We start from the raw sequence: 26,054 nt of genomic DNA, 5'->3' as shown, positions 1-26,054 counted from the left end.
ATCGTCACTCACTTCCTGCTGATTTCCTTGGATATACTTTCCACCAACCGGTTTTGCAAGGCCGTACGAGCCTGCCTTACCGCATTTTTGACGGCAATGCCATCAGACGAACCGTGACTTTTTAAGACGAGTCCGCTCAACCCCAACAAAGGAGCCCCGCCGTGCTCTTTATAATCCAGTTTCCCCTTCAGACCCCGAAGCTCAGGCATAATCAAGGCCGCTGCAAGCTTGGTCTTTAAGGATTTGGTGAACTGCTCTTTAAGGAGAGAAAATATCGCTCCAGCTGTTCCCTCTAGCGATTTTAGCATAATGTTTCCGGCGAATCCGTCACACACCAATACATCACAATTTCCAGTTAACACATCTCGGGATTCAACATTCCCCACAAAATTGACAGGTAACTGCTCAATAAGTGGAAATGCCAACTTTGTCAGTTCGTTGCCTTTTCCTGCTTCAGTCCCAACATTCAGCAGACCCACTCTTGGAGAAGCCAATCCGTGAACCTTCTGACGGTACAAGCTCCCCATCAGTGCATACTGGGCAAGATGTTCAGGCTTGGCATCCATATTGGCCCCCAAGTCCAGCGCCAGTATACCTTGATCATCAATCGTTGGTATCATCGGCGCGAGAGCCGGACGTTCAATGCCCTCCATTCTTCCAACCACTAGCAATCCTGTAGTCATCAGAGCGCCTGTATTACCTGCGGATATCATGGCATCCGCTTCACCTTCTCTAACCATTCGACCCGCTACGACCATTGAGGCATCCTTTTTACGCCGCACTGCCTTTACAGGCTCGTCCTGCGCATCTATCGTTTCGGACGCATGGCGAATGGTGAGGTTCGTCGGCAGCGCCCTGCCGTTCAAAACCGATTCAATCCGTTCCCGGTCACCAACCAGCGTAATGTCTGTATCCTTCCATTCCGCCGCCGCAGATAACGCGCCCTCTACTGTCGCCTCAGGAGCATTATCTCCCCCCATGGCATCAATGGCGATCCGCATGCTGACTTCCTCCTTCGCTATACTCTTCCTCCGTGGAGCGATAAATGACAAAGTTGCCTTGGAACACCATTTCTTCTCCTACGTAGGCAAACACTTCCACTTTGGCCTTTCCTTTTTGTTCTGGATTTGAGCGTACATATGCCTTGGCAATACATTTTTCACCCAAATGAACCGGACGAACAAAGCGAATATCCGCTGAAGCGGTCAATGCTATCTCATCGTTAATTACGGCAACGGCCAATGAATTGGCCTGCGCAAACACATAATGTCCTCGTGCAATGCCTGTGCGTGAAAAAGTATGTTCCTCTTTAATTTCAAAAATCGAAATACCACTTCGATCCAACTGGAGATCAACGATGTCCCCAATTACTTCATGTAAAGGCAAGGAACGAACCTGATCGTAGGAGCGCTCAGCCATCAGCTTTAACCGCTCCCGCAATTCCGGAATCCCCAGTTCCATCCGGTCCAGCCGAATGGTCTGAATGCTTACCTTCAGCTGTCTTGTCAATTCCTGATCCGTCACGAACGGATTATCATCAATTAATTGAGTCAGCCGTTGCTGTCTCTGTCTCTTCGGCAAACGTTCGATATCAGTGACGCCTCCTTTCCCTACAGTAAACTGCCGTTCAGCCGACAGTTCAGGTTACTTTACGTTCTAACGGCTAAACTTCAAGCCGGTTTGTCTTCTTGTATGTATAAAGGAACCTCTTAGGCCCTTCTTTCTTAGAACCTGGTACTAAAACAGTATATAGCATGCTGACGCAAAAAGAAAGCATGCTGATAAAAAAAGTAGCGCCTCACTGTAGTGAAGCGCTACTTTCTCTGCGAATATTCCAAAGAATCCGCTTATCGGACATTATTGAGAGATGATCTCTCTAGCTTTGTACGTTCCGCAAACTTTGCACACATGGTGAGCAAGTTTCAATTCGCCACATTCGGAGCATTTCACCATACCTGGTACTTCCAGTTTAAAGTGAGTACGACGTTTGTCGCGACGAGTTTTGGATGTTCTCCGTTGAGGTACTGCCATTATTCCCACCTCCTTAAACAGATCAACCCCGCATAACGGGTATGACTTCTTATCTCATTCAAGACCGAAAGAAAATGCCAGAAGACAATGATCTTACAGCCGGTGAATCAAGCATGCAACATCCACGTATCGGTTCAATAACTTCCCGGCACAAGCGGATGATGATTTTTTTCAGAATTGAACTCAATTCTCATTTAAAAAAATCCTTAAGCCCTGCCAGACGCGGATCAATCTTTTCCGTATCACCATCGTTACTGTCATCGGAGCCAAGGCTCCAGTCTTGTCCGGCCGCTGGCGCGATGCCCTGACAATCCTCACTGCATACAGGCGCAAACGGCACATGCAGTACAAACAGTTCTTCACAATACGGTGCAATGTCGAAGGAATCCTCCGTCACTGCGATAAAATCGCCATCTTCATCCTCCTCTTCAACACTTGAAGATGAGGTTTGCTTAAACCGTTCACGGAATTCAATTTTCAAATCCTCGTGCATCGGGCTCAAACAGCGTGAGCAAAGCATGTCCAGACCTGCGGTCAACTTGCCTTCCACACTCATCGAGCCTTGGCCCAGACTAACGGCGACCAAGTCGGTCTCCAGCGGGGAAACGGCTGTAACATCAGCACGATCATCCACCAATTCACTCACATTAAGAGATTCACGGATAGGAAAGGGACCGTCACTTGTTGCTACTTTGCGAAAAAATAGTTGCATCACTATCACTCCAAACAAACAAAAATTATTATAACGACTGATCGAGTCGTTTGTCAACACCTTTCACTTTACACCACTTACAAATCCATTGGTTTTCCAATGGTTCGGTAAGATCTATGCGGATGCAAAAATGTGTTGTATTCATCATGTACCTGTGAGTATTCGTAGCCCCGCCACTCTTCGTGTACAATAATGCGAGTATAAAGCTTTTTGCTCTAGGTCTCAATGGTCTTGTTGAAGTGCATGATGAAATACCAGATAGCTGCCCTGAAAACATGCATTCGCTGGTAGTAAACCACTCAAAATAGTTATCAAATAAGCTACTAAAGAAAGGAGCCGACATACAGTTTTGAAAACACTCGGTATCATTGTAGAGTATAATCCCCTGCATAACGGACATGTCCATCACTGGAAGGAGTCTCTTCGTATCACTGGTGCACAGCGCACGGTGGCTGTGATGAGTGGTCCCTTCCTTCAACGAGGCGAACCCGCGATTACAGACAAATGGTCGCGCACCGAAATGGCACTCGCCATGGGCGTAGACCTGGTTCTGGAGCTGCCTGTAGCCTATGCTGTCCAGCCCGCAGAATGGTTTGCCCGCGGCGCGGTGACCTTGCTGTGCGCGACGGGCATCGTCGACGCGCTCTGCTTCGGCAGCGAGAGCGGAAACATCGCCCCGCTGCACACGCTGGCCCGTGTGCTGGCGGCAGAGCCGGCCGAACTCAAGGCCGGCATCGCCCAGCGCCTGAGCAAGGGCGCGAGCTATCCCGCCGCCTACGCGGGAGCCGCAGCCGCGCTGGCGGCCGAAGGAGCGGACGGCGCTGCGCTCGCCGCTCTTATGCAGCAGCCCAACAATACGCTGGGGCTGCATTACTTGATTGCGCTGGAACGACTGGGCAGCACGATCAAGCCCTTCACGGTAGCCCGCACGGGATCGGGCTACCACGAAGCCGTGGCTCCTGCGGACGGAGTCATCGCCAGCGCCACGGCCATCCGCCGTCTATTGCTGGACGGCGGGCCGGAGGCCGCATCGCCGTACGTACCTGCGGCGACCCTGGAGATTTTACAGCGCGAGTGGCAAGAAGAACGCGCGCCGCTGCATTGGGAAGCGTTCTGCCAGCCACTGCTGAACGCCCTGATCACGCGGAGCCCGCAGCAGCTGGCGGAGCTGCACGAGGTCACCGAAGGACTGGAGCACCGTCTGCAGCAATCGCTGTACACGCTGCCCCAGCCCTCTGTGGAGGCTCTGTTTGCCGCTGTCAAGACAAAACGCTATACTCGTACGAAGCTTCAGCGAATGTGTACACATATTTTGCTGAATCATGCCAAAGCCGATATGACTCCCGCTGAGCTGGCGAAAGGTCCCGGCTATATCCGCGTGCTCGGCTTTAACAGGGCTGGACGCAAGCTGCTGGCGCAAATGAAAGACACAGCCGCCCTGCCAGTATGGGTCAAGCCGTCTGCCGGGTCACATGCCCATCTGGACTGGGATACTGCCGCCGCCGCCATACATGCAGCCGGGATGCCGCGTCCCGCCATCCGTCACATGTATGCTGATTACTTGCGGCCCCCCGTTATGGTTTAATAGGCAGCTTTTCCATATAATTCAGCGCATCGCCAAGCTTGCGAACCGGGACAAGCTTCATCTGGGTTCCGATTTGCTCTGCTTTGGCTTTAGCCTCTTTATAATTATCCGCCGGGACGAAAAACAATTCCGCGCCCTGACGGTCAGCAGCGACAATTTTATACTTGGCACCACCAATCGCTCCAACCTGACCGTCCTTATCAATAGTACCCGTACCGGCTACACGATATCCCTTACTTAAGTCACCTGGTGTCAGCTGGTTATAGATTTCCATAGTAAACATCAAACCTGCTGAAGGACCACCGACATCCGTGGATGTAAAATGAATCGTTTTACGTCCATCCTTCGGCTCTACCTTCTGTACCGTGGCAATACTGACACCAAACCCGGAACGTTCTTTTCCCGTCTCACTGTCCGTGATGGTTGTTAATGGAGCTTGCACTGCCAGCAACTTTCCATCGCGCTTTAGCTTCACTTTAGCCAACGTCCCCGGTTTCTCATCCTCCAAGGCCTTCCGAATGGAATGATTATCAGTTACCCTCGTACCGTTCAACTCTAATATTTCATCTCCGGGCTCAAACACGCTGTTTGGTCCCGGAACCTTAAATACATACACATAATCCGGCACAATGCGATAGGGAACATGAGCACGGGTATAGGCAGCCTCCATCGCGGAAGATTGGGAATCCCCCATATACCATACCTGCTCTGCTGCATATTCATCTTCACTTCTGCCATGCAGACGATCCTCTTTGCGCTGAATCTCCGAGTTGCTGTCCAGCTTGGACATAGCTAGCATGATGACATTGGCATATCTCGCCGATACCGTCGTCATCATAAAACTCCCCCGTTCGCTGCTATCCCCTTCCTGTACTTTAACCATCGGCTTGATCTCGTTTGCCCCACCTGGTCCATAGATCAGATAAGGGGTTGGCATATAAACCAGCACATAGACCATTGCAGCCAGTATTAAGACATAACCGGTTGTAAAAAAGGCTCTTTTCCGGTTAATTTGCATCATTGCTTCTCCCCCTTGCAGCCTAACTTCTCCTATCTTACCCAAGTGCCTTTGCACCACCTGTTCTCAAGCCTTCCAAAAAAGCATACATTGTTTACGACAACGTGTACGAGCAACCTCTACCCAGACAATGAACGTGAATAAACGCTGGAGACAGCATCCGACTCTCCTTAGTATATTTATGAGAGGTGAACTCTTTGATGCAAAAGGAAGCCCGCCCTGCTCCTTATTGGACAACCTTGCTGCTTGGCCTCGGAGCCATTTTGCTTGTAGTGGCTATTGTCGCCTCACCAGAAGAAGTATTTCAAGCCTCTACCCAGGGGCTTAAGTTATGGTGGAGCATTATTTTCCCGGCCATGCTGCCCTTTTTGATGCTATCTGAAATGCTCATCGCCTTTGGTCTGGTACATGGTCTAGGTGTTCTGCTGGAGCCGTTCATGCGATTTTGGTTTCGACTGCCGGGACGAAGCGGCTGGGTGTTGGCCCTCGGCCTAACTGCGGGATTCCCGGCTGCTGCGGAAGCGGTACGCCAATGGGCACAGCAGGAGGATATGACCCCGCTTCAGCTTCGACGTCTGACCGCTATCGCTCATTTCTGCAATCCGATTACGATCCTGCTCGTCATTGGCACAGGACTGCTGCACAATGCTGCTGTAGGCGGGCTGTTACTTGCCGTTCACTGGATTTCTGGGCTGCTGGCAGGCTGGATCACAGCCAGATTACCTGAATCGTCCAGAAAATCGAAAAAACGGGAAACGCCAGCTGCCATCCGGCGCGCTTCTGTTTCCCGCACTACCACCTCTCTGATCCGATCCGCATGGGAAGCTACCCGCTCTGCCAAAGAACGGGACGGTCGCAGTTTTGGAAAACTGTTAGGCGAAACCGTATCCCATGCTGTACAGACGCTGATGGTGACAGGTGGATTCATTATTTTCTTTTCCGTACTGATTCGGCTGCTAACCCTATACTCAGGTCAAGTGACGCTTTCTATGGTGTGGCCTGCCTGGATGGAAATCCATCTGGGTTCCTATGAAATCAGCCGTCTGCCCAACGATCTCCGTACACAAGCAGCGCTGATCAGCGCTGTGTTAGGCTGGGGCGGCTTGTGCGGCTGGCTTCAAATTACCGCCGTCACCAGACCTTCCGACAAGGGCATCACCTTCACCTTATCACGAGTGCTCCATGGGATCATTGCTTTTGGACTGACCTTGGCGGCATGGACTCCGCTTAGCCACATTGTCAGTAATACAATTCCTGCTTACATCAGTCGCAGTTCTGTATCTTCTTTTTCGGAAAGTGTAAATGACTCTGGTGTACAATCTGTCATGGTCGGAGCCAGCAGTTTATTAACACAAATAGAAGGAACATCCATGTACCCCTGGCAACTGACCGTACTGTCCGTCGTACTTCTAAGTACGATTATACTTGCTCTGCTCGCCGTTTCCTTTATGACTTCATGGTGGAGCCACCGCGATTCGCGCTAACCTTTGCACGCAGTGCGTCTTCCACCTCTGGTGACACCAGATCTACGACCTTGCCATCAAAATGTGCAATTTCCTTCACCATACTGGAACTCAGATATGAATAAGCCGGATTGGTCATCATAAAGATCGTTTCCGCATCCGGGTTCAGCTTATGATTTGTAGAGGCCAATTGCAGCTCATATTCAAAATCGGTCACTGACCGGATTCCTCTGACAATAACCTGAGCCCCTTTTTGACGTACATAATTAGCTGTCAAATCACGAAAGCTGTCCACTTCAACGTTCGGAATATCGCGAGTTACCGTCCGCAGCAGCTCCATTCGCTCCTCAAGTGAAAACAGCGGATTTTTACTAATATTGTTAAGAACCGCGACAATCAGTAAATCAAACTGTCGGGCCGCTCTTTGAATAATATCCTGATGCCCCATCGTCACGGGATCAAAGGTTCCCGGATATACGGCAACACGTGGTTTGTGCTCAATCATGATGGTCCTCCCCGTCTGATTCGGTGATGCCGAATTTGCCCCCTTCGGCTTCTGTATGTTCTTCGGCGTCTGACAAAGCATCATCTGCAAAGTGATAAATGGATAACGCCGTTTCACCATAGACCGCTTTTCTAACCTGTTCAAACGGTCCGAAACTTATCGGATACTCATGTCCCGATTCATACTCCAGTACGATGATTGCACCTGAACGAAGCAAGTCCAACTCTGCCATGCGGCTCATCAATTCATCCCCGTGCTTGAGACGATAAGGCGGGTCCAGAAAAACAGCATCAAAAAGAGCTCCACGTTTTGCCAGCGCCTTGAGCGCTCGTCCGGCATCATTGCGGAACACTTCTGCCTTTCCTTCCAATCCAGTTTTTCGCAAATTTTCTTTAATGACATCAATGCTTTTGGATTCCATATCAATAAAAACTGCCTTGTCCATTCCCCGACTAAGCGCCTCTATCCCCAGGCCGCCACTGCCAGCAAACAAATCAAGCGCGACTCCTCCATCAAAATAAGGACCTATCATGCTAAATAGCGCTTCCTTGACCTTATCCGTGGTCGGTCGCGTCCCGGTGCCGGGAACTGCCTTTAACGGCCTTCCTTTGGCACTACCCGATACCACTCTCACGCTGAAACTCACCTATTTTCTATATGTGTTCATAACCATATAAAGATTATGACGTTATCGTACCACATGCACTGCCGTTTGAAAAACTTAGTGATGAAGCAGGTATAAAAAACCATCTCCTGGGCATCCTTAGGATATCGGCATTCAACCAATGTCGTAGACAACCGCGGAGAAGACTTACGTTTCCCCATAAGCTCTTCGTCCGGTTTCTCCTCTCCCATTCGGGCGCTCTTTCGTAGAGCGCCTGTTTTTTTACATAAAAAGAAGCTGCTTTAAAGCAGCTTTATGTATTATTTTTTCTAATCTGCATTTTGCTTATTTCAGCAGTTCTTCGGGTGTATCCCCTTGATAAACATACACATAACTTGCCACCGATACAGCAAATGTCGCAAACATAGACAACGATGTGGCTAACCCGTATACTACTTTTTTCATCATTCCACTCACCTCCTTCCCCGAATCAATGTTAGGCTTTGAAGCAAAAAAGCAACAGCCACTACAGAAGAACCAATAACAAAATTTGTACATACAAGCAAGGAGGATAACAATCGCAAGAGGGGATAAAACCGGACTGGAATGCGCGACTGCTTTTCAATTCTGGACGGGGCAAAGCATAAAACAAGAATGAGCGCGATTCCGTTAAACAGGTTTGTCAACCCATTATTTAAGGAAATGCAAGATATGTATGTAAAAGCTACAGAGGTCACCAACACACATGCCATACCCGTTTTCAAGTGAATACCACCAGATACTTGGCGCAGCAAAGCAAAAGCAACGAGAATCGTTGCAGCTTCTACCATCCGCCCCGTGAAGAATGAGGCGAATAGTGTCAACAAGATGATCATAGACGCATTCAGAATGAGAGCGAGTGCGTATTTAAGCACTGGGACGGAGGCCGGATGATCAGGCACAATACGTTTAATCTGGTTAGCAAGTTTGAAGGCCATCGTTTCAATCATCTCGGTATTCCTTTCCGACTGCGTAGTAGATAAAAAATCCCGATACCAGTGCAAAAAATATCATACTCAACCATACTTCGCTATAGTAAAGCACAATAGAGGTTGAAATGAGAGACAGAATTATCAAGGTAATAACAATGCCATATTCCTCTTTGAACTTAAGCTTTTTGAAATTTGGGGAAAAGCCGATCTCTTTTCGATACAATATAAATGAAATAAGTAGTCCTGTTGCTGCGCTAACCACTTGTAACAGATAGCCCTTCAAGGACCCGTTCTGCAGCTCAGAAATCGGCAGGTTACCGAACATAGCCTTCAGGAGTACCGATTGAATAACGGCATATGCAAAATAACCGGTAACTGTCATAATACCTGACCAAACAATCGGGATCTTCACCACCGTAGCAAGTAAAAAAATAAAAAGCAGCATATTAATGACAGGTACCAAATATGAAAGTGAAAATTCCTCTCGGAGCAAATAACTTTGCAGGTTCATAATCAGGTTTACAAAAATAGCATGCCATAGATAGGGAGTCATTCTAACCTTAAAGATACTTAAAATCAGCGCAAAAACAGCTACTCCTTCCAGTGTAGAGAAAAATAAAAAGCCGAGTGGCTCCAAAAGCATACGTGCATCTCCTTTACAATTCCAACAAACCTCATCGGTGTATTCAAAAACTTGGATGTACATCGAATATAAAGGGCTGGGAGCTACTTTTCAAGGGGTCTTTTCAATAATTTCGTAGATTTATTCAAGCACTTCAACCAAATGTTATCTGATGCTGCTTCAAGTTGCAACTAGGCAACACTTTCTTTGACCGAATCTTCCTGCTTGCGTACAGATTTTATACGTGATATAAGCTTTTTCCCCAATCGGATGCCGGGCTGTTCTATCCATATGTAGGTAAACCAGGAAAGTCCAGCGGTGCATAGCAACGTCATGATGAACATAAGTGTGAGGCTGACCAAAGGAGCAAACGGTAATTTAATCTGTATGATTAGCCCCAGGACCAGCATATGCGTCAAATACATGCTATAGCTGAGGCGGCCGATCCATGACCACACCTGATTAAGCAGCCACATCGGCTGCCAATGATACAAAGCATACGCTCCCAGCAGCAACCCGACACCTAAGAGATAATCCGCCATACCTCCAAAAAACGCAAACAGCACAGTACCAAGCAGCAAGCCGCCACTGAGCGCGTCTACACTTTTCCAATGACGCTCGTCTTTCCAAATGAAAAACAACAATATACCCAGTCCAAAGACAGGCAACTGATTCGGAAACCATAAATACAAATAGTGCCCCCATAAAGAGTGATCACTAATTAGTGGATATTGAGCAAACACCGTATTTAGCCCAAAGCTTGCCACAAGCACCATCATGATAAACCAAGTCGCATGGCGAACCGATCGAGTCAACTTAAATAAGAGAGGGATAAACAGATAAAACATGCATTCCACCGCAATGGACCATTCCACACCGATAATGCTGTTGATCCAATACGGATTGAGACCGTTCAAAAACAGAACATGGGCTGCAATATTAGTGGCAGTAACCCCCTCCTGATCCCCAAGCCAAAATCGTGGACCCGTCCCATTCACAGCTAAATAGATTCCTAGCATCACGTAATACAAGGGTGCAATCCGAAAAAAACGACGCAACAGGTAGGCCGCCATTCCTTCTCTCTTGTCACTCGAACGCCTGCTCAGGGATAAAAACAGCGTAAAAGCGCTGGCCATATAAAATAAAGCGACTCCTTTGGCTCCTATGCTCAAGCCTTTTTGCAACCAACCGTTTAATCCGTCCACATGCTGACTGACATGCACAAGTAACACTCCCATAATCGCCAGCGCCCTTAGCGTATCTACAAATTGCAACTTATCTTGTTCCATCTTCCCCTTGTCTTCGGGCATCGTATCCCTCCATAACAAATTCAAATGATACATTTTGTATCTATAATACACAAAATGTATCACCCAAGTAAATATCCCCATTATGTAAAAAAACACCCTCTGACGCACCAAGATGCGGTCAAAAAGTGTTGATTTTATCATGCTATAATCAGCTGTTCCCTATTTGTTTAAATGAAAAGGTACGGTCGTTACGATGACATCTTTGTAGTTAATCAAATAGGCTCTCATCAGCAAACTGGTCTGATTATGCAGTATATTTTCCCACCAGTGTTTAGTGATAAATTGTGGAATGAGAACTGTAATATGATCCTCGTCTGCTTTTTTCCACTCTACTGTATCAATGAACTTGCGGAGCGGATTAATGATACTGCGATAACGGGATCTCAGCACTACTAAACGTATACCTACATCCCACTCTTCCCACTTCTGTTCCATTTTTTGAATCGCTTCATCGTCCACACCTACATATACGGCAACCACATTGTCCGACAGAGTTTTGGCATAGCTGATGGTATTCATGACGACTCGTGTAATGCCTGCCACCGGAATAATAATCGTGTTGCCTTTGACCATAGGTTTGTCCTTTGTGATATCAATGCGCAGCTGTTCAGCCGTATTTTTGTAATGCTTATTAATCTTCATAAAGAAATATAATACCAAAGGCAGGAAGATAAAGACTACCCATACCTGGCTAAACTTAGTAAAGATAAAGATAAGCGTAATTGACAGCGTGGTTAGCATCCCGACCGTATTAATAGCCAATTTGACGACCCAGCCAGCTGGTTTGAGCCGAATCCACCGAATCATCATACCAAGCTGTGACAGGGTAAACGGAATAAATACCCCTACGGCATAAAGCGGGATGAGGTTTTCTGTGTTGCCACCAAAAACGATGACCAGCAATGCCGAGAAGATACTCAGAAACAGGATGCCGTTAGAATAGCCGAGTCGATCTCCACGAACCATGAACATATGCGGCATGTATTTGTCTTTCGCGAGCATAAAAGCGAGCAACGGAAAAGCTGAATAAGCTGTGTTGGCCGCCAAAAACAAGATAAGTGCCGTCACGCCTTGAATGATGTAATACATCACACCGCGCCCAAAAGTAGCATTAGCAATTTGCGAAATCACTGTTTCTTGCGGATTAGGACGAACACCGTACCAATAAGCCAGCAAACTAATTCCGATAAACATACAGCCGAGAATCAAGCCCATCATCATCAATGTAGTTGCCGCATTTTTGGCAGCAGGCTTGCGGAAGTTCGGAATGGCATTTGAGACAGCTTCTACACCGGTTAGCGCCGAACAGCCCGAGCTAAATGCTTTTAGTAAGAGAAACAGACTGACGTTAGATACCGTAGCTCCAAATTGCGGCGCCGCCGCATGGGCTCCTCCTGCCAGATAGTGAATGATACCACTAATAATCAGAACAAAAATGGCAACAACAAATAAGTAAATCGGTATAGCCAGCACCGAGGCAGATTCCGTCACCCCGCGCAAGTTCATAATAGTCAAAAAGATAATCATCACTAAAGCAATTGCGATTCGATGATCATGTAACGATGGGAACGCCGATGTAATGGCATCTGTACCTGCCGATGAGCTAACAGCTACCGTTAGAATATAATCGACCAGCAGAGAGCCGCCTGCAATCAGACTCGGACTCTTTCCTAAATTGTCCTGTGCAACAATGTAGGCTCCCCCACCACCAGGATAGGAAAAAATGGTCTGTCTATACGATAGGATCAGAATGATAAGCAAACCCAATACCGCAATGGATATAGGGATAGAATACCATAGGGCAGCAAAGCCCGCTGTAATTAAAACCAGCAGAATCTGCTCCGTTCCGTAAGCTACAGAGGACAATGCATCTGAGGACAGAATGGCCAGTGCCTTGAGCTTATTCAGTTTCTCATCTTCAAGGGCCGTCGATTTTCGCGGACGACCGATTAATAACCTTTTGACTTTACTTAGCATTTCGTTGACTCCTTCTTTGGATGAGGGTTTTGCAAAAGAAATATGAATCGGATATTTATTATGTCACCTGCACATCAGATTGATGAAACAAATGAACTATTATTTTATACTCCCTCATCCAGAAAAAAACAATAAGGAATGCTCCCTAAAAAGAGCATTCCCGAGTAAGAAAGAGTATTTCGATAAAATACCCTTATGTATACAGTATTTTGAACCTTTCCGGCGTAATTCCTTCCGCCCGGCGGAAAGTTGCCACAAAATGACTGACATCCCGGAAGCCTACACGCTCCGAAATCTCCTTTACCGTTAATTGCGGATACTCTGTCATCATTTCCTTAGCCTTCCGCAACCGAATTACAATCAGATAAGCATACGAAGTCACACCGAACGCTTGCTTAAACAATGTATTTAAATGACGAGCGCTGACATTCATCATAACGGCCATATCCCTTAAACCCACATCTGGGCTGGCATAATTTTGCTCCATAAAGGTCAATACAGGGGTTAAACGTTCCACATTATGAGATAGCGAAGGCATTGAGCTATGTTGTCCATGTTTACGCAGCAGAGTCAGAAAACGGTACATATTGGCCGAAGCATCTAATCCAGACAAATCACGTTCACTAACCATGGAGTGTAGCATGTTTTCCCCAAAGCTGTGCAGCTCGCTATCCGGGTCCCAATGGTACCCTCGCGTATGCTTCAATCCGAGTGCAGTCAATACAGCCGCGGCGATGGGTCCGTCAAATGTGATGTATAACGTTCGCCATACCTTGGTCGCCCGTCTGTATGCATGGGCTTCACCAGGCAGTAGCAGAACCCCGGACTGCTCACCCAAACGGAAGGTTCCACCTTTATATGTAAACATCCCCTCACCTGACACCGTCTGAATCCAGTGAAAGCAAGGATAGCCCTCTGGACGGGAAACATCCTCCTGTCTGCTATTAAATCCGATACTTTCAATAAAAAGGGGTAAAGAGTGCTCACGAGTAGTCAGGAAAAATCGCAAATGATGGGGAGTCAAAATCATAATAAGCACCTCCGGCGTATGCGGTATCTATTTCTCATGTAGATCCATATTGTTATATACATGTTCATTTTATTATATTTAAAAGCATTTATTTGTATTATAAGATAGGATTATTCTTATATACAGAGGTGATTGGCATGATAAGCAGCAAACTTCCTAAAGTATTTTACGGTGGGGATTACAATCCTGAGCAATGGGATGAGGCCACGCATCAGGAGGATTTACGGATGTTCAGACAGGCAGGAATTGATATCGCCACACTCAACGTTTTCTCATGGGCTAAAATTCAGTCTGACGAAATCACATATCATTTTGAGTGGCTGGATCAGTTGATTGATAATCTTTATGAAAGCGATATCTTCGTTTGTCTAGCTACTAGTACGGCAGCGCATCCTGCTTGGATGGCTACCCGTTATCCCGACATTCTTCGGGTCGATGCTGACGGGCGTAAGCGAAAATTCGGAGGACGACATAATTCTTGTCCGAACAGTCCAACCTATCGAAAATACGCAGAGCAGATGGCTGACCGACTTGCAGAGCGATACAAAGACCATCCCGCAATCCTCGTGTGGCACGTATCCAATGAGTATGGCGGGGATTGCTATTGTGACAATTGTGCCGCAGCGTTCCGGGTATGGCTCAAACAAAAATACGAATCACTAGAAGAGCTAAACCGGGTGTGGAATACTTCCTTCTGGGGTCACACCTTCTATGATTGGGATGAAATTGTACCTCCAAATAATCTGAGTGAGCATTGGGGAGAAAATCACTCCACATTTCAGGGCATATCCCTTGATTATGCGCGCTTCAATTCAGACAGTATGCTGGATTGCTACCTGCTGGAATATAACGCGATTAAAAAACATATTCCCGATGCCGTGGTAACAACCAATCTGATGGGCTTTTTTAAGCAACTGGATTATTTTAAGTGGGCTAAGCACATGGATATAGTATCTTGGGACAGCTATCCCGGGGCTAATACCCCGATAAGCTATACGGCGATGGCGCATGACCTGATGCGCGGCTTGAAGGATGGGCAGCCCTTTATGCTGATGGAGCAAACACCGAGCCAACAGAATTGGCAGGCGTATAATTCACTTAAACGGCCTGGCGTTATGCGTTTATGGAGTTATCAGGCTGTAGCACATGGCGCGGATACGGTCATGTTTTTCCAGCTTCGCCGCTCGATCGGTGCTTGCGAGAAATTCCACGGGGCCGTAATTGAGCATGCCGGGCATGAGAACACACGTGTATTTCGCGAGGTGGCACAGCTTGGCAATGAGCTCGGCGCTTTAGGCAACACGCTGCTTGACGCGACTGTTCATGCCAAAGTAGCTATTTTGTTTGATTGGGACAATTGGTGGGCTTTGGAAAAGTCAAGCGGCCCTTCTGTCGCCTTGAAATACTTGGATCAGGTGCATAAGTATTATGCTACCCTCTTCCGGCGTAACGTACAGGTAGACCTGATTTCTGTGGATACAGATTTCCAAAAATATGATCTCATTATCGCGCCTGTACTCTACATGGTCAAGCCGGGTACTGCTGAGAAACTGGAACAATTCACAGAGCGTGGCGGCACCTTCTTAACGACCTTTTTCAGTGGCATTGTAAATGAAAACGATCTGGTCACAACCGGAGGATATCCTGGTAAACTGCGTAATTTACTCGGGATCTGGGTGGAGGAAATTGATGCGCTTCTGCCTGAATCACACAACCGCATTATATTGAAAGAAAAAGTGGGCGTATTAGAAGGTGAATATAAATGTGGGTTGCTCTGCGACTTGCTGCATAGCGAAGGAGCCGAGGTGCTGGCGGAATACGGCGATGATTTCTATCAGGGCATGCCAGTACTGACACGCAATCGCTTTGGTCAAGGTGAAGCGTGGTATGTCGCTACTGACCCTGAGGAACCTTTCCTTGATGGTCTGCTGGGCTACATTTGTGAGCAAAAAGGGATTTCATCCCTGCTGCGTGCTCCTGCGGGCATAGAAGCCACTATGCGGTCCAAAGATGGAAAGTCGTATCTATTTGTTCTCAACCATAATGCCCAGACACAGCAATATCATCTGGATGACCAAAAAGGAAAAGAGCTGATCAGCGGAAAATTCCTGGAGGGAGATATTTCTATTGAAGGCTATGGCTTTCAAGTGCTGGAGCTATCCTAATCAATTCAATCTGACTTATACCACTCACTTTACTGCATAAAGGTAATTTAGTACCAAAGGAGTTAATCATGAAACGACTACTATGGATCGGCAGCTTGTCTTATTTTTTAATTGGTCTAGCACATGTGGTTGTAGGCTCCCTACTGCCCGTGTTGCTAGAGCATTACGGTAGAACCTATACGGATGGCGGAAGCCTGATTTTCGCTCAATTTTCCGGCTTTCTGGCTGGAGTCCTACTGTCACCGTGGCTTGCCCGGACGTTCGGCAAACGCCGAAGTCTGGTATTTGCTCTACTCCTGCTGTGTGCGGCTGAAGTGCTGTATTCACTTCTGCCGCCCTGGGGCTGGCTATATGCCCTCGGGGCAGTAGCCGGATTTGGCTTTGGAATGGTAGAAGCACTTATAGGTACTATTGTTATTGGAGGTATTACTCAAGGAACGGGCGCAGCTATGAGCCGTCTGGAAATCTTTTTCGGGATCGGCGCCTTGGCTATGCCCGCTATCGCTAGCCAATTCATTGCTCTAGGTTGGTGGCGACTGGCATTTCCCATCATCTCCTTGTTTGCAGCCGTAGCCACTATAGCTTGGCTGCGTGGGTCCTTCGGCACACTGGACGCTCTATTGGACGAACAGGAACACCGAGGTGACTACCATAAGCGTTCCACTAATTCACTGGAGTCACCTACCGTAAAGGCTTCTATTAGCAGCCCTATAGGCAATTGGAAGCTACTTGCATTATTTATCGTTTTTTTCTTTATCTACGTAGGAACTGAGATGAGTCTGGCCAATTTCCTGCCCTCCATGTTTATCGAGCGACTCGGTCTCACACAAGCCGAAGCAGCACTCAGTGTCACCTGCTTTTGGTTGGCAATGGCCTTCGGACGGTTATTTACAGGCTACATTGCCGATCGATACGGCTACGGTGTCTTTGTCGCTCTGAGCTCACTGGCAGCGACCCTGCTGCTGTGTGTGTTCCCGTTGATCCAAGGCACTGCTGGTGCCTTTGTCCTTATCGTACTGCTGGGACTCGGCATGTCCGGCATCTTTTCCATCGCTCTTGTTTTTGCCAGCAAAATGATGCCAGGTACAGAAGAATCGACCACGAGCCTGCTTATCGGTGCAGGCGGAGTCGGAGGGGCTCTGCTGCCCTTATGGCTTGGAAACAGTATGGATCGTGGAGGAGCAGTTGCTTCAGCTTGGTTACTAGCGGGATTTGCTTGTACCCTGTGCCTGCTTGGCGGTATCCTGTACGCCTTATATGTACGCAAAAAGCGGCTTCAAACCGCTTCATCATGATATTAACCTACTACTGGCACCCCAAGTGTATCCTTAGATGACAACCAAGGGTACATTTGGAGGTGCTTTTTACATACTAGACGAATGTACCTTGTACAGAAGCCTGTTTTTAGTCAAAATAGATTGTTTCCTATGAAACACAGGACAGATATCCATGCCTCCTCTAGATGAATGGAGTACTATACAACAAACCATATGGAGGTGTTTGTATTGGGTCGTCCTGAATTGAACCGAAAAAAAGGCCGTAAAAAAGACGTTTTTGTCCGTGCCTGGTTTGATAAGCTAGAAAAAAAGTTTGAGGAAATGCCCCCCAAAAAAAGAGGCCGCTCAAAACGGAAATCGTTTGGTAAAGACATCATTGTCAAAAAGCAAGTTGTACATGTGAATATTAATCATGATGCTGAGGGGGATTCCAGAACCACAGGTGATTTAGCGCAGTTCGGTTACATTTATAATGTGAGGCCCCAACTCGTTTCGATTGAAGGGGAGGTCATTTTCGATACGAACGGCATACTTACACCTGGGATTGCTCACCTTCCAGGGACTACACAAATTGCTGTAGCCGATGCAGGGAAGTATGAAGTCCACTTTTCGGTGTCGGGTATAGAACCTAACCAATTCGCCATCTTTATTAATGGAGTACTGGCTGAGGGAACCGTGTACGGCTCAGGAGCCGGGACACAGCAGAACACCGGGCAAGCCATCCTTGCTTTGGCATGCGGTGATGTCCTTACTCTGCGTAACCATAGCTCTACTGCTGCTGTTACCCTGCAAACACAGGCCGGAGGAACTCAAGCCAGCGTAAATGCCTCTGTCCTCATTAGAAAATTGGGATAGGCTTAGACTCATGCAAAGCCCCAATATACTAAAAAGGGTTTATCCATCGCACGAGGATAAACCCTGAATACTTTTTAAAAGGCGATAATGATCCCTTTGTCATTGGCATACATTGAACTAATTCCCCTGGTGGGCACAATATGAATATCTTTAAATTGATAGCGGTTCTTCAAGGTATTCATTAACTTTTGTGCCAGTCCGGGATTATTGCAATGAGTAATAACGATGCTTTCTCCTTCGGTACTCCGACCACTTTTTTCAATGGTATCTGCCAACTTTTCAATGATTTGATTCTGACCACGGGCTTGAGTAAATAATGCGATGTTTCCGTCACCGTCTGAACCTAAAATAGGCCTGATATGCAAGAATGAAAGTATCTTTCCAGTAATTTTATTCATTCGTCCGTTCTTGACCAAATTATCCAAATTCTCTAACACAAAATAGGTTTTCATTTTGCTGATAAAGCTCTCCAAAGAAGAGATAATCTCGCTTTTATGATATCCTTCGTCAATCAGCTTGCGTAATTTTAGAGCTAACAAGAGTTGTCCAGCCGATGCGCTTTTCGAATCGAATACATGAACATCTGCCCCTTCTTCTTCCGCCATATCCTTTGCGACCAATGCACTGGAATACGAGCTGGACAGGTTGCTGGATAATGTAATGGCAAAAGAAGTATGCGCGCCTTGAAAGGCTTCCTTATATAGCATAGGTGACGGTGAAGCGGAACCAATCTTGGTTGTACAGGCTTTCATTTCTTCCATAAACTGAGGCAAGTCCAATGTATCATCATCTATGAAGCATTTTTCACCCAATGTCATGTTTAATGGAATCGTAGTTACTTGCATCTTTTCTTTAAGCTCTGTCGTTAAGTCGCAGCAACTATCTGCTATGATTTTATATCTCACCCAGTACACCCTCACATTATGTTATTTTTCATTAGAATCCGCATTCATCATATTCAAAGAAAGCTCAATTAACCACATCAGGCATTTCTATTTCTATTGCCACATCGCCTTTTTCCTTATTACCGTAAGCGCTGCCGTAATTCTTGTTCTGGATACATGCAGATGATCTCGGAGTAAGGGGAAATTAATTCCATTATCTCGACGTTAAACTAAATATGGATACTATGTACTATAAAGAATTGCCAACAATAATAACAATGAAATATTTGTGAATTATTATCCTTCCCCCTTCACCTATAGACATCTCTCAGGCCGAGAACAAAAAATTCTTTAATCTCATTCATTGACTCGTTACAATAAATAGTATATTCCAGTATTTGCGATAAAATAAACCATGCTAATCTCTGTGATAGTGAAGGAGTCTTCAAACTATGCTTAAGCTAATCCCCAAAAAAAGCTTCATTATATGTATTGTTATCCTGATCGCTTTAATGGCATATTTCACAAAAAATCTAAGGACGGAGATGTCGGTAAAATCAACGGATCTATCGGAATTGTCAATAAACAATATTCCACTAAGCAAGAATATTGCGGAGATTGATTTGACTGCTTATAAAAAGAACCCCGATTTTAACGATAAACACACAAAAGATGCCGATCACAGGTATTTTGAAAATTTCTTGATTGTCTATAGTTCTAGTGGAGAGATTATGAAACTGCAAACCTTGTCCGAGAGCGAATTTTCCAGCATCAGTGGCCACAAACTTCAGAAACTTGAGGATGTGAAAAATAAATTAGGCAACCATTTCGTGGATCAAAGCTACGACTCTGCCCAAAGCCTAAACGCCATAGTATATTATGACAAAATAAATCGTACGAAGGCTAGTTTTGTATATCCCCATAATAACAAGCAGGATCAGATCGTTGTCTGGACTATATTGGAAAAGTATTAGCATTTGTAAGAAAAGGCCAACCCGTAATTGCTGGTTGACCTTATCGTTTAAAGAATGTCCTACGCTTCTGAACGAATATGAACTAACTTTACAGCACCGTTTTAACCGTGTCTTGTACTTGTTTCAACAATCCTTTGTAACCATCTTCATCAAGGTAGCCGATACTACCAAGCAGCAAGTGACCGACTGATTCAATTCCAACAAAATCAAAAATACCCGTATCTGATGTGAGCTTCAATCCTGCGGTCATACCAATTTCATCGTAGATCGCGTTGGGCGTACCATGTGTATTCACGATAAACCCTTTTTTACCTGTAAGCAACTTATTAATCCCTTCTGCACCAGCCGTATATGCAAAGCCGTAGGCAAATACACGATCAACATAACCTTTCAGGATCGCAGGAAGACCTGTCCACCAAATGGGTGAAATAAACGTAATCGTATCAGACTGCGAGATATATTCCTGCTCTACTTTGATATCAGCCGGCGTTTGTCCAGCTCTCATCGCAGCCGTATCCTCAGGTTTTAATACCGGTTGAAAATCAAGAGCGTACAGATCGCGTACAACGACTTCGTCACCTTTTTCCTTCAAGGTCGTTACAACCGTTTCCAGTATCGCGTGGTTAAAGCTTTCAGCGTTAGAGTGAGCATAGATGATAAGATGTTTCATTTTCATGACCTCCAGATATTTTATTGTTATTTTGGCATTTGTATAGATATCTATACATTTACTCAAAAAAAATTTTAAAACCTGTTTTTTATATGCTCCAACAGATATTCCAGTTGTTTTTTTTCCTCGTCTTTGAGACCACCATAAATAGTTTCTTTTAATTTATTAGAGATCGCCTCAAATATAGGCTCCAACTCTTTCCCCTTTTCGGTAAGATAGATCAGAGTAACTCGGCTATCCTCCCTTTCTTTTTTCCTTTCCACATACCCCAATTTTACTAGCTTGTCGATTAAAACAGTGACTGTGGGCTGTTGACGAGCAATTTTTTGCGTCAATTCCTTAATCGAAAGTCCATCCGTTTGATACAGGAACATCAGTATTCCACCATGGGTAGGTACGATTCCTTCAACTCCATAGGATTCGAGCTCAGATACAATTAATTTATTGATCGAGTCCCTAATGGTTCCTACAAGTGCAGCTGCATTATTTTTTAACATACAAGTATTATTACATAGACATCTATATATATCAAGTACTTAGTCAGTCTGATCTAATTTTAACGTATGAAATGCTTCAAAGAACTAGATCTAAGTCTGTTATAATAAGATTTTAAAAAATAGTTAGGAGGTTGTTAAATGGAGCAGCTTTTAAAGAAAATCCAATATCTGAGCACCCAAGAAAAGAAAACATTAGAGCAGATGGTTCTAAAATTATCCGAAGAAGTAGGAGAAACTTCTCAAGCCATGTTGTCTTATATGAATGCAAACGGTAGCGAATATAAGCAATTGAATATTTCCGATGTCAAAGAGGAATGTGCAGACGTGATTCTTGTCGCTCTTTCTTTATTTTATAAGCTAAGCAACAACGAGGGGGAGCTTCAGGAGTTCTTAAGTAAAAAAGTGGACAAATGGGAATCTGTAATGACTTAGGCCAAAAGGCCACCATTAACCGCGCTACGTTCTATAGGGTTGTCTTTAGAAGGGCCGTTCCCGGTATTCTTGATCAGTTCCTGGGACAGCCCTCAAAGTATATAACAAAAATAGCAAAAAATAATAACAGTATTATTTATAGAATTTTCTTAAACATTTCGATAACTTGTTCTTTGCTAGGTATGAACGGATTGCCCGGAGCGCAAGCATCCTTCATGGAGTTTTCGGCAAGCAAATCTAAATCCACCTCGTTTACACCTAGTTCAGAAAGTTTGGCAGGAATCCCTACTTCCTTCGACAGGTCCTTGATTCTTTGAATTACATAGTCTGCGCATTCTTTATCCGTTTTCCCCTTATCTTCATAACCGATGACCTTAGCAATGGCACGAAACTTCTCTGGTACATGCTTGGCATTCTCCTCCTCCACAATCGGCAGCAGCATGGCATTGCAAACCCCATGAGGCAAATCGTATACCCCGCCTAGCTGATGAGCCATAGCATGGACATAACCCAATCCGGCATTATTAAATGCAAGTCCTCCCAAGAAAATAGCGAAAACCATTTGTTCACGTGCTTCTATATCATGACCGTCGCTCACCGTGCGGGCCAAATTGTTAAAAATAAGTTCTACTGCTGCCAACGCAGTCGCATTTGTAACAGGGTAGGAACCCGGAGTAACCAAAGCTTCAATGGCATGGGTCAAAGCATCTAGTCCGGTAGCTGCCGTTAATGCGGCGGGTTTGTCTACCATCAGTTCAGGATCGTTGACTGAAATCGTAGCTACGCTATTCTTGTCAACCATAACCATTTTGACTTTGCGCTCTTCGTCCGTAATGACATAATTGATTGTAATTTCTGCGGATGTTCCTGCCGTTGTATTAATAGCGACAATTGGCAGCGATTTATGCTTGGATTGATGAACGCCCTCATACTCAGTTATATGTCCCCCGTTGGTAGCAATAATGCCGATTCCCTTGGCCGTATCCTGTGGGGATCCTCCGCCAATGGAAATTAAGAAGTCACAGCCGTTTTCTTGTAGAAATTGGACACCATCATGTACATTTTTACAGGTCGGGTTGGGCTTGACCTCATCATATACCGCATAGTCCAAGCCTATATCATCCAGCAAGGATGTGACCTTGCCGGCAATTCCACTCTTCATCAGAAACTTATCCGTCACGACCAGTGCTTTGTGTAAATGTAGTTCTTTTATATAGGGTCCAACTTCATGCAAACAGCCTTTTCCCATCAGATTGATAGATGGTACAAAAAATACATGTGCGCTCATAAAAATCTGCCTCCCAAGGATTCACTTTTGATCCCTCGCTAAATACAGAACTACTCTAAAGTGAAACATTTCACAATTTCAATTCTATCTTTATTTGATTTTGATGTCAATATAAAAACACAGATATTTATTTGTTTTATTTTTGTTTGTTTTGTTTTTTGAATCAGTCCATTAATTGGTACACAACTAATCGGAGGCAGTATCGTACAACTTAGAGGAACACATTAACAACGAGGTGATGACAGCATGACAATGAATAAGAAAGAAAGTATGGCTGGCTCTGCTGGCAGTACCACTGCTTCAAGCAACCCCATCTTACGCCAAGCCGGCACCGCTAACTCCAGTAACAACCGTTTATGTGGATGACCGCCCGCTTGAGCTTACTGCTCAACCGCTACTGCTAGACGGGACAACGCTCGTTCCCATGCGGCAGTTGTTTGAAGCGCAAGGAGCTGTGCTTTCCTGGAACGGATCCAGCAAAACCGTAACAGCAACCAAAAACGACACGACGCTGACCTATCGCATTGGAGAAGTCACCTCCACCCTCAACGGTAAAACGCTATCCCTGAACGTTCCCGGACAGATTGTTGAGGGCAACACAATGATTCCACTGCGTTTTGTGAGTGAAGCACTTGGGAGCACAGTGAAGTGGGACGGCCTAACCCGTACGATTCGGATTGCCTCCACTGATGATTTTTTCACAACGGTTCTTTCTGGAGTCAACCTGCGTAGCAAACCGGATTCATCAGAAACTTCCCCTTCCCTGCGGCTTATTCCAACCGGTGAAAAGGTTCATGTCATCCGCGAGGTCAATGCCCTCTGGCTGGAAGTACGCACTAAAAACAACCTGACCGGGTACATATCGGCAAAACCAAAATACAGTGACTATACCAGCACTTCCCTAGCAGAACGGCAGGGAGATGAACTGATCGCCTACGGGCAAAAATACCTTGGCACCCCTTATGAATTCGGCGCTGCAACCGGACAGACATCGACCTTTGATTGTTCCTCTTTTGTCGGGGAAGTGTTCCGGCATACGCTCTCTGTCGACCTCCCCCGTGTCTCTTACGATCAGGCCAAAGAAGGCCAAGAGATCGGGCTGAACGAGCTGCGCAAAGGTGACCTGCTGTTCTTCAGTGCGCGGGGGCTGGAGATCGGCCATGTGGCGATCTATGCAGGGAACAACAAATTGCTGCATACTTTCTCCAAAGAACGCGGCGTTCATTTTGACACGTTTGACGGTAAATGGAAGAAACGTTTCGTAACAGCTCGCAGGGTGTTTTAGGACAAGCAGATACCCCATAACCGTAGGCTGCTCCATTACCACATTCATTATCTTCTGATTGCCTTTTGCCGGACGCCTCCCTTGCGGTTTGCGTTCAGGCGGCAAAAGGATTCATTCGTTCCCATTGTTCAACACGTAATTCGATACTCTTCTTTAACGTTTTCTTTCAAAATCTTGAATCTTTCCCATCAGATCTGCTTAAATAGGTTTAATAGATTTTTCAGAAAACACGAATATGTACGCTAATTATAGACAGGAGGAATCGTTATGCAATTTGAGACAGATCGGCTCATCATTCGTGATATTTGCAGATCCGATTGGGGAAGTATACATACCTACACGTCATTGCCTCAAGTTACTAGGCACACAGCATGGGGACCCAATACAGAAGAAGATACAAAGGCGTATATAGAACAAGTTCTAGTCTCACAGCTGGAAAAGCCACGACAAGACTACGAACTAGCCGTATGTCTTAAAGACACTGGAATTCTGATCGGCGGTGTTGGTATTCATGTCAAAGATACTAATGCAGAAATGGGTTATATTTTAAACCCAGATTATCAAGGTAAGGGTTATGCAACAGAAGCGGCACGAGCCCTGTTAGGATTTGGATTTAGCACACTTGATGTCCATCGTATTTATGCAACATGTCGTCTAGAAAATAAAGCTTCTGAGAAAGTTATGCAACAGATCGGAATGCAACGTGAAGGTATAATGCGAGAACATTGGTACTACAAAGGCGAGTTTCATAATTCATATTTGTACTCTATTCTTGCTGAGGAATATAACAGGACATAATTTTTATTTTAGCCGTTGCCCCTGAAAAGGCAGGGATTAATCATTTTTCTGAGTTAATTGTGCAGGCTGGCTATAATCACACCAAGCAGTTGGTACGTATCCAGTGGGATAGTCCAGTTGATTTCTCATTACTTGAGAAAATAATCGAGTTTAATATTTTGGATAAGGCCGACTGTTCAACCTTTTGGCGGGAATGCTGAAACTTCTCATGCTCCTCTTTTTCCCCATCGAATATCAAAAGCACGTACAAGTCCCCCACCAACATAGAAAGCTATTATCCTTCGAAATCTCATCATGCTAATGCCCCTTAAAGTGACCTATGCTATAATGTGGAAAGTATGGATAGCTACATATACAGGAGGATTGGAGCAGAATGATTGGAAAATTTTTGATTTTCTCTCTACTATGGAGTTTGCTCGGTAATCCGTTTTTGGCAATGCTCGTACTCCTAATTGTGATCTATATATTGGATCGCAGCTTTGTCGGTGTATTGCCCAGCATCAGCAAACCGTGGAAAAGAAGACGCAATGCAGCACGATTGCGTCAACAGATTGTGTTAAACACCAACGATGTGGCTGCCAAGTTTGATTTGGCACGGATTTGGATCGAAAGCAAGAAATACTCGCAGGGTTTGGAGCTACTATTGGAAATTCAATCCCGATATGAAGATTCAGCAGATTATTGGAACGCGCGGGGTACGGCTGAGGTACACACAACCCACCTGGAGGATGGAGAACAGCATTTACTCAAGGCACTGGACATTAACCCACGGGTGCAATACGGTGAACCCTATTTGCATTTAGCCGCAGCTTTCAAGGAACGGGACGTAAATAAGTCACTACACTATCTACAGCATTTTCAGGAGATTCAGTCTTCTTCCAGCGAGGGCTATTATCTGACAGGCCTGATGTACCGTATGCTGGGACGCAAGGATGAAGCCATCACTGCATTTAACCAGTCTATTGCTGTCTATCGTTCTCTGCCCAAATACCGCAAACGAAGTGAGCGCAAGTGGGCTGCACGCAGTCTATTCCGTAAAATAATCAGCTAAATCACACGCTGAAACGCAAAAAAGAGGTTCAAGATGAACAGTTAATCTGC

General features: G+C 45.6%; 27 protein-coding genes and 1 pseudogene. 11 read left to right on the top strand and 17 right to left on the bottom strand.

Going from position 1 to position 26,054, the window contains the following annotated elements; translation table 11 throughout:
- Nucleotides 1-8: 8 nt before the first annotated feature.
- The 4 genes from plsX to EGM68_RS09865 form a co-directional block, all read right to left on the bottom strand.
- Entirely contained in the window at nucleotides 9-1,001 is a 993-nt protein-coding gene (plsX, locus tag EGM68_RS09880) for a phosphate acyltransferase PlsX (protein WP_025676841.1), read from the bottom strand.
- Entirely contained in the window at nucleotides 985-1,581 is a 597-nt protein-coding gene (fapR, locus tag EGM68_RS09875) for a transcription factor FapR (protein ID WP_014599659.1), read from the bottom strand. The genes plsX and fapR overlap by 17 nt, the downstream gene beginning before the upstream one ends.
- 276 nt (nucleotides 1,582-1,857) lie before the next feature.
- Nucleotides 1,858-2,031, bottom strand: a complete 174-nt coding sequence (gene rpmF, locus EGM68_RS09870) for a 50S ribosomal protein L32 (protein ID WP_013370634.1) — start codon at nucleotides 2,029-2,031, stop codon at nucleotides 1,858-1,860.
- Between the two features lie 190 nt (nucleotides 2,032-2,221).
- A complete protein-coding gene (locus EGM68_RS09865; protein ID WP_013370633.1) occupies nucleotides 2,222-2,743 on the bottom strand; it encodes a YceD family protein in 522 nt (173 codons plus the stop codon).
- Between the two features lie 349 nt (nucleotides 2,744-3,092).
- On the opposite strand from EGM68_RS09865, the gene EGM68_RS09860 reads away from it, so the two are divergent.
- Nucleotides 3,093-4,328 carry a nucleotidyltransferase gene (locus tag EGM68_RS09860; RefSeq protein ID WP_129549097.1) on the top strand — a complete coding sequence of 412 codons (1,236 nt, stop codon included), beginning with the start codon at nucleotides 3,093-3,095 and terminating at the stop codon, nucleotides 4,326-4,328.
- Here the strand turns inward: EGM68_RS09860 and EGM68_RS09855 are convergent.
- Nucleotides 4,318-5,349 carry a SepM family pheromone-processing serine protease gene (locus EGM68_RS09855; protein WP_040101586.1) on the bottom strand — a complete coding sequence of 344 codons (1,032 nt, stop codon included), beginning with the start codon at nucleotides 5,347-5,349 and terminating at the stop codon, nucleotides 4,318-4,320. The two genes, EGM68_RS09860 and EGM68_RS09855, sit on opposite strands and share 11 nt — an antisense overlap.
- Nucleotides 5,350-5,546: 197 nt before the next feature.
- Between EGM68_RS09855 and EGM68_RS09850 the strand changes: the two genes are divergently transcribed.
- The gene (locus tag EGM68_RS09850) at nucleotides 5,547-6,830 is read left to right on the top strand and encodes a nucleoside recognition protein (RefSeq protein WP_129549096.1); all 1,284 of its coding nucleotides are present in this window, start codon (nucleotides 5,547-5,549) and stop codon (nucleotides 6,828-6,830) included.
- Here the strand turns inward: EGM68_RS09850 and coaD are convergent.
- The 8 genes from coaD to EGM68_RS09805 form a co-directional block, all read right to left on the bottom strand.
- Entirely contained in the window at nucleotides 6,793-7,314 is a 522-nt protein-coding gene (coaD, locus tag EGM68_RS09845; protein ID WP_013370628.1) for a pantetheine-phosphate adenylyltransferase, read from the bottom strand. The genes EGM68_RS09850 and coaD overlap by 38 nt on opposite strands.
- Nucleotides 7,307-7,948 carry a 16S rRNA (guanine(966)-N(2))-methyltransferase RsmD gene (gene rsmD, locus EGM68_RS09840; RefSeq protein WP_025679487.1) on the bottom strand — a complete coding sequence of 214 codons (642 nt, stop codon included), beginning with the start codon at nucleotides 7,946-7,948 and terminating at the stop codon, nucleotides 7,307-7,309. The genes coaD and rsmD overlap by 8 nt, the downstream gene beginning before the upstream one ends.
- Before the next feature lie 315 nt (nucleotides 7,949-8,263).
- Complete coding sequence (locus tag EGM68_RS09830) at nucleotides 8,264-8,386, bottom strand: cyclic lactone autoinducer peptide (RefSeq protein WP_013370626.1); 123 nt, start codon at nucleotides 8,384-8,386, stop codon at nucleotides 8,264-8,266.
- Nucleotides 8,387-8,391: 5 nt separating this feature from the next.
- Nucleotides 8,392-8,907, bottom strand: coding sequence for an accessory gene regulator ArgB-like protein (locus EGM68_RS09825; RefSeq protein WP_040101587.1), 516 nt, complete (start codon nucleotides 8,905-8,907; stop codon nucleotides 8,392-8,394).
- Nucleotides 8,900-9,532, bottom strand: coding sequence for a hypothetical protein (locus tag EGM68_RS09820; protein ID WP_040101588.1), 633 nt, complete (start codon nucleotides 9,530-9,532; stop codon nucleotides 8,900-8,902). The genes EGM68_RS09825 and EGM68_RS09820 overlap by 8 nt, the downstream gene beginning before the upstream one ends.
- A 170-nt stretch (nucleotides 9,533-9,702) precedes the next feature.
- A complete protein-coding gene (locus tag EGM68_RS09815) occupies nucleotides 9,703-10,821 on the bottom strand; it encodes an acyltransferase family protein (protein WP_129549094.1) in 1,119 nt (372 codons plus the stop codon).
- A 159-nt stretch (nucleotides 10,822-10,980) separates the two neighbouring features.
- Complete coding sequence (locus tag EGM68_RS09810; protein ID WP_013370622.1) at nucleotides 10,981-12,798, bottom strand: APC family permease; 1,818 nt, start codon at nucleotides 12,796-12,798, stop codon at nucleotides 10,981-10,983.
- A 193-nt stretch (nucleotides 12,799-12,991) separates the two neighbouring features.
- Entirely contained in the window at nucleotides 12,992-13,828 is an 837-nt protein-coding gene (locus tag EGM68_RS09805; protein ID WP_019686969.1) for an AraC family transcriptional regulator, read from the bottom strand.
- A 137-nt stretch (nucleotides 13,829-13,965) separates the two neighbouring features.
- Between EGM68_RS09805 and EGM68_RS09800 the strand changes: the two genes are divergently transcribed.
- From EGM68_RS09800 to EGM68_RS09790, 3 genes are all read left to right on the top strand, one after another.
- Nucleotides 13,966-15,993, top strand: coding sequence for a beta-galactosidase (locus tag EGM68_RS09800; protein WP_040101590.1), 2,028 nt, complete (start codon nucleotides 13,966-13,968; stop codon nucleotides 15,991-15,993).
- A 68-nt stretch (nucleotides 15,994-16,061) separates the two neighbouring features.
- Nucleotides 16,062-17,288, top strand: coding sequence for an MFS transporter (locus tag EGM68_RS09795; RefSeq protein ID WP_040101591.1), 1,227 nt, complete (start codon nucleotides 16,062-16,064; stop codon nucleotides 17,286-17,288).
- Nucleotides 17,289-17,498: 210 nt separating this feature from the next.
- Entirely contained in the window at nucleotides 17,499-18,125 is a 627-nt protein-coding gene (locus tag EGM68_RS09790; RefSeq protein ID WP_025679500.1) for a BclA C-terminal domain-containing protein, read from the top strand.
- A 74-nt stretch (nucleotides 18,126-18,199) separates the two neighbouring features.
- Here the strand turns inward: EGM68_RS09790 and EGM68_RS09785 are convergent, their stop codons facing one another.
- Nucleotides 18,200-19,030, bottom strand: coding sequence for a DegV family protein (locus tag EGM68_RS09785; protein ID WP_013370617.1), 831 nt, complete (start codon nucleotides 19,028-19,030; stop codon nucleotides 18,200-18,202).
- A 431-nt stretch (nucleotides 19,031-19,461) separates the two neighbouring features.
- On the opposite strand from EGM68_RS09785, the gene EGM68_RS09780 reads away from it, so the two are divergent.
- A complete protein-coding gene (locus tag EGM68_RS09780) occupies nucleotides 19,462-19,983 on the top strand; it encodes a hypothetical protein (RefSeq protein WP_040101592.1) in 522 nt (173 codons plus the stop codon).
- Nucleotides 19,984-20,071: 88 nt separating this feature from the next.
- On the opposite strand, the gene EGM68_RS09775 is transcribed toward EGM68_RS09780, so the two are convergent.
- Both EGM68_RS09775 and EGM68_RS09770 read right to left on the bottom strand, forming a co-directional pair.
- A complete protein-coding gene (locus EGM68_RS09775) occupies nucleotides 20,072-20,653 on the bottom strand; it encodes an NAD(P)H-dependent oxidoreductase (protein WP_013370615.1) in 582 nt (193 codons plus the stop codon).
- Between the two features lie 74 nt (nucleotides 20,654-20,727).
- Nucleotides 20,728-21,150 (bottom strand): MarR family winged helix-turn-helix transcriptional regulator, encoded by a 423-nt coding sequence (locus EGM68_RS09770; RefSeq protein WP_014599652.1) that lies wholly within the window; start codon nucleotides 21,148-21,150, stop codon nucleotides 20,728-20,730.
- 138 nt (nucleotides 21,151-21,288) lie between these two features.
- On the opposite strand from EGM68_RS09770, the gene EGM68_RS09765 reads away from it, so the two are divergent.
- A complete protein-coding gene (locus EGM68_RS09765; protein WP_040101593.1) occupies nucleotides 21,289-21,582 on the top strand; it encodes a MazG-like family protein in 294 nt (97 codons plus the stop codon).
- 136 nt (nucleotides 21,583-21,718) lie between these two features.
- Here the strand turns inward: EGM68_RS09765 and EGM68_RS09760 are convergent, their stop codons facing one another.
- Nucleotides 21,719-22,870, bottom strand: a complete 1,152-nt coding sequence (locus EGM68_RS09760; RefSeq protein WP_040101594.1) for an iron-containing alcohol dehydrogenase — start codon at nucleotides 22,868-22,870, stop codon at nucleotides 21,719-21,721.
- Between the two features lie 256 nt (nucleotides 22,871-23,126).
- Between EGM68_RS09760 and EGM68_RS09755 the strand changes: the two genes are divergently transcribed.
- The 4 genes and pseudogenes from EGM68_RS09755 (at nucleotide 23,127) to EGM68_RS09740 (ending at nucleotide 26,004) form a co-directional block, all read left to right on the top strand.
- A complete protein-coding gene (locus tag EGM68_RS09755) occupies nucleotides 23,127-24,155 on the top strand; it encodes a stalk domain-containing protein (RefSeq protein ID WP_129550315.1) in 1,029 nt (342 codons plus the stop codon).
- Between the two features lie 267 nt (nucleotides 24,156-24,422).
- Nucleotides 24,423-24,953, top strand: coding sequence for a GNAT family N-acetyltransferase (locus EGM68_RS09750; RefSeq protein ID WP_040101596.1), 531 nt, complete (start codon nucleotides 24,423-24,425; stop codon nucleotides 24,951-24,953).
- An 8-nt stretch (nucleotides 24,954-24,961) separates the two neighbouring features.
- A pseudogene (locus EGM68_RS26050) lies at nucleotides 24,962-25,153 on the top strand (iron chaperone); the annotation flags it as partial.
- A 173-nt stretch (nucleotides 25,154-25,326) separates the two neighbouring features.
- Nucleotides 25,327-26,004 carry a tetratricopeptide repeat protein gene (locus tag EGM68_RS09740; protein WP_129549093.1) on the top strand — a complete coding sequence of 226 codons (678 nt, stop codon included), beginning with the start codon at nucleotides 25,327-25,329 and terminating at the stop codon, nucleotides 26,002-26,004.
- Nucleotides 26,005-26,054 lie beyond the last annotated feature (50 nt).

Source organism: Paenibacillus sp. M-152 (genome assembly GCF_003856555.1).
Taxonomy (GTDB): domain Bacteria; phylum Bacillota; class Bacilli; order Paenibacillales; family Paenibacillaceae; genus Paenibacillus; species Paenibacillus polymyxa_C.
This window is presented reverse-complemented; position numbering and strand designations above follow the sequence as displayed.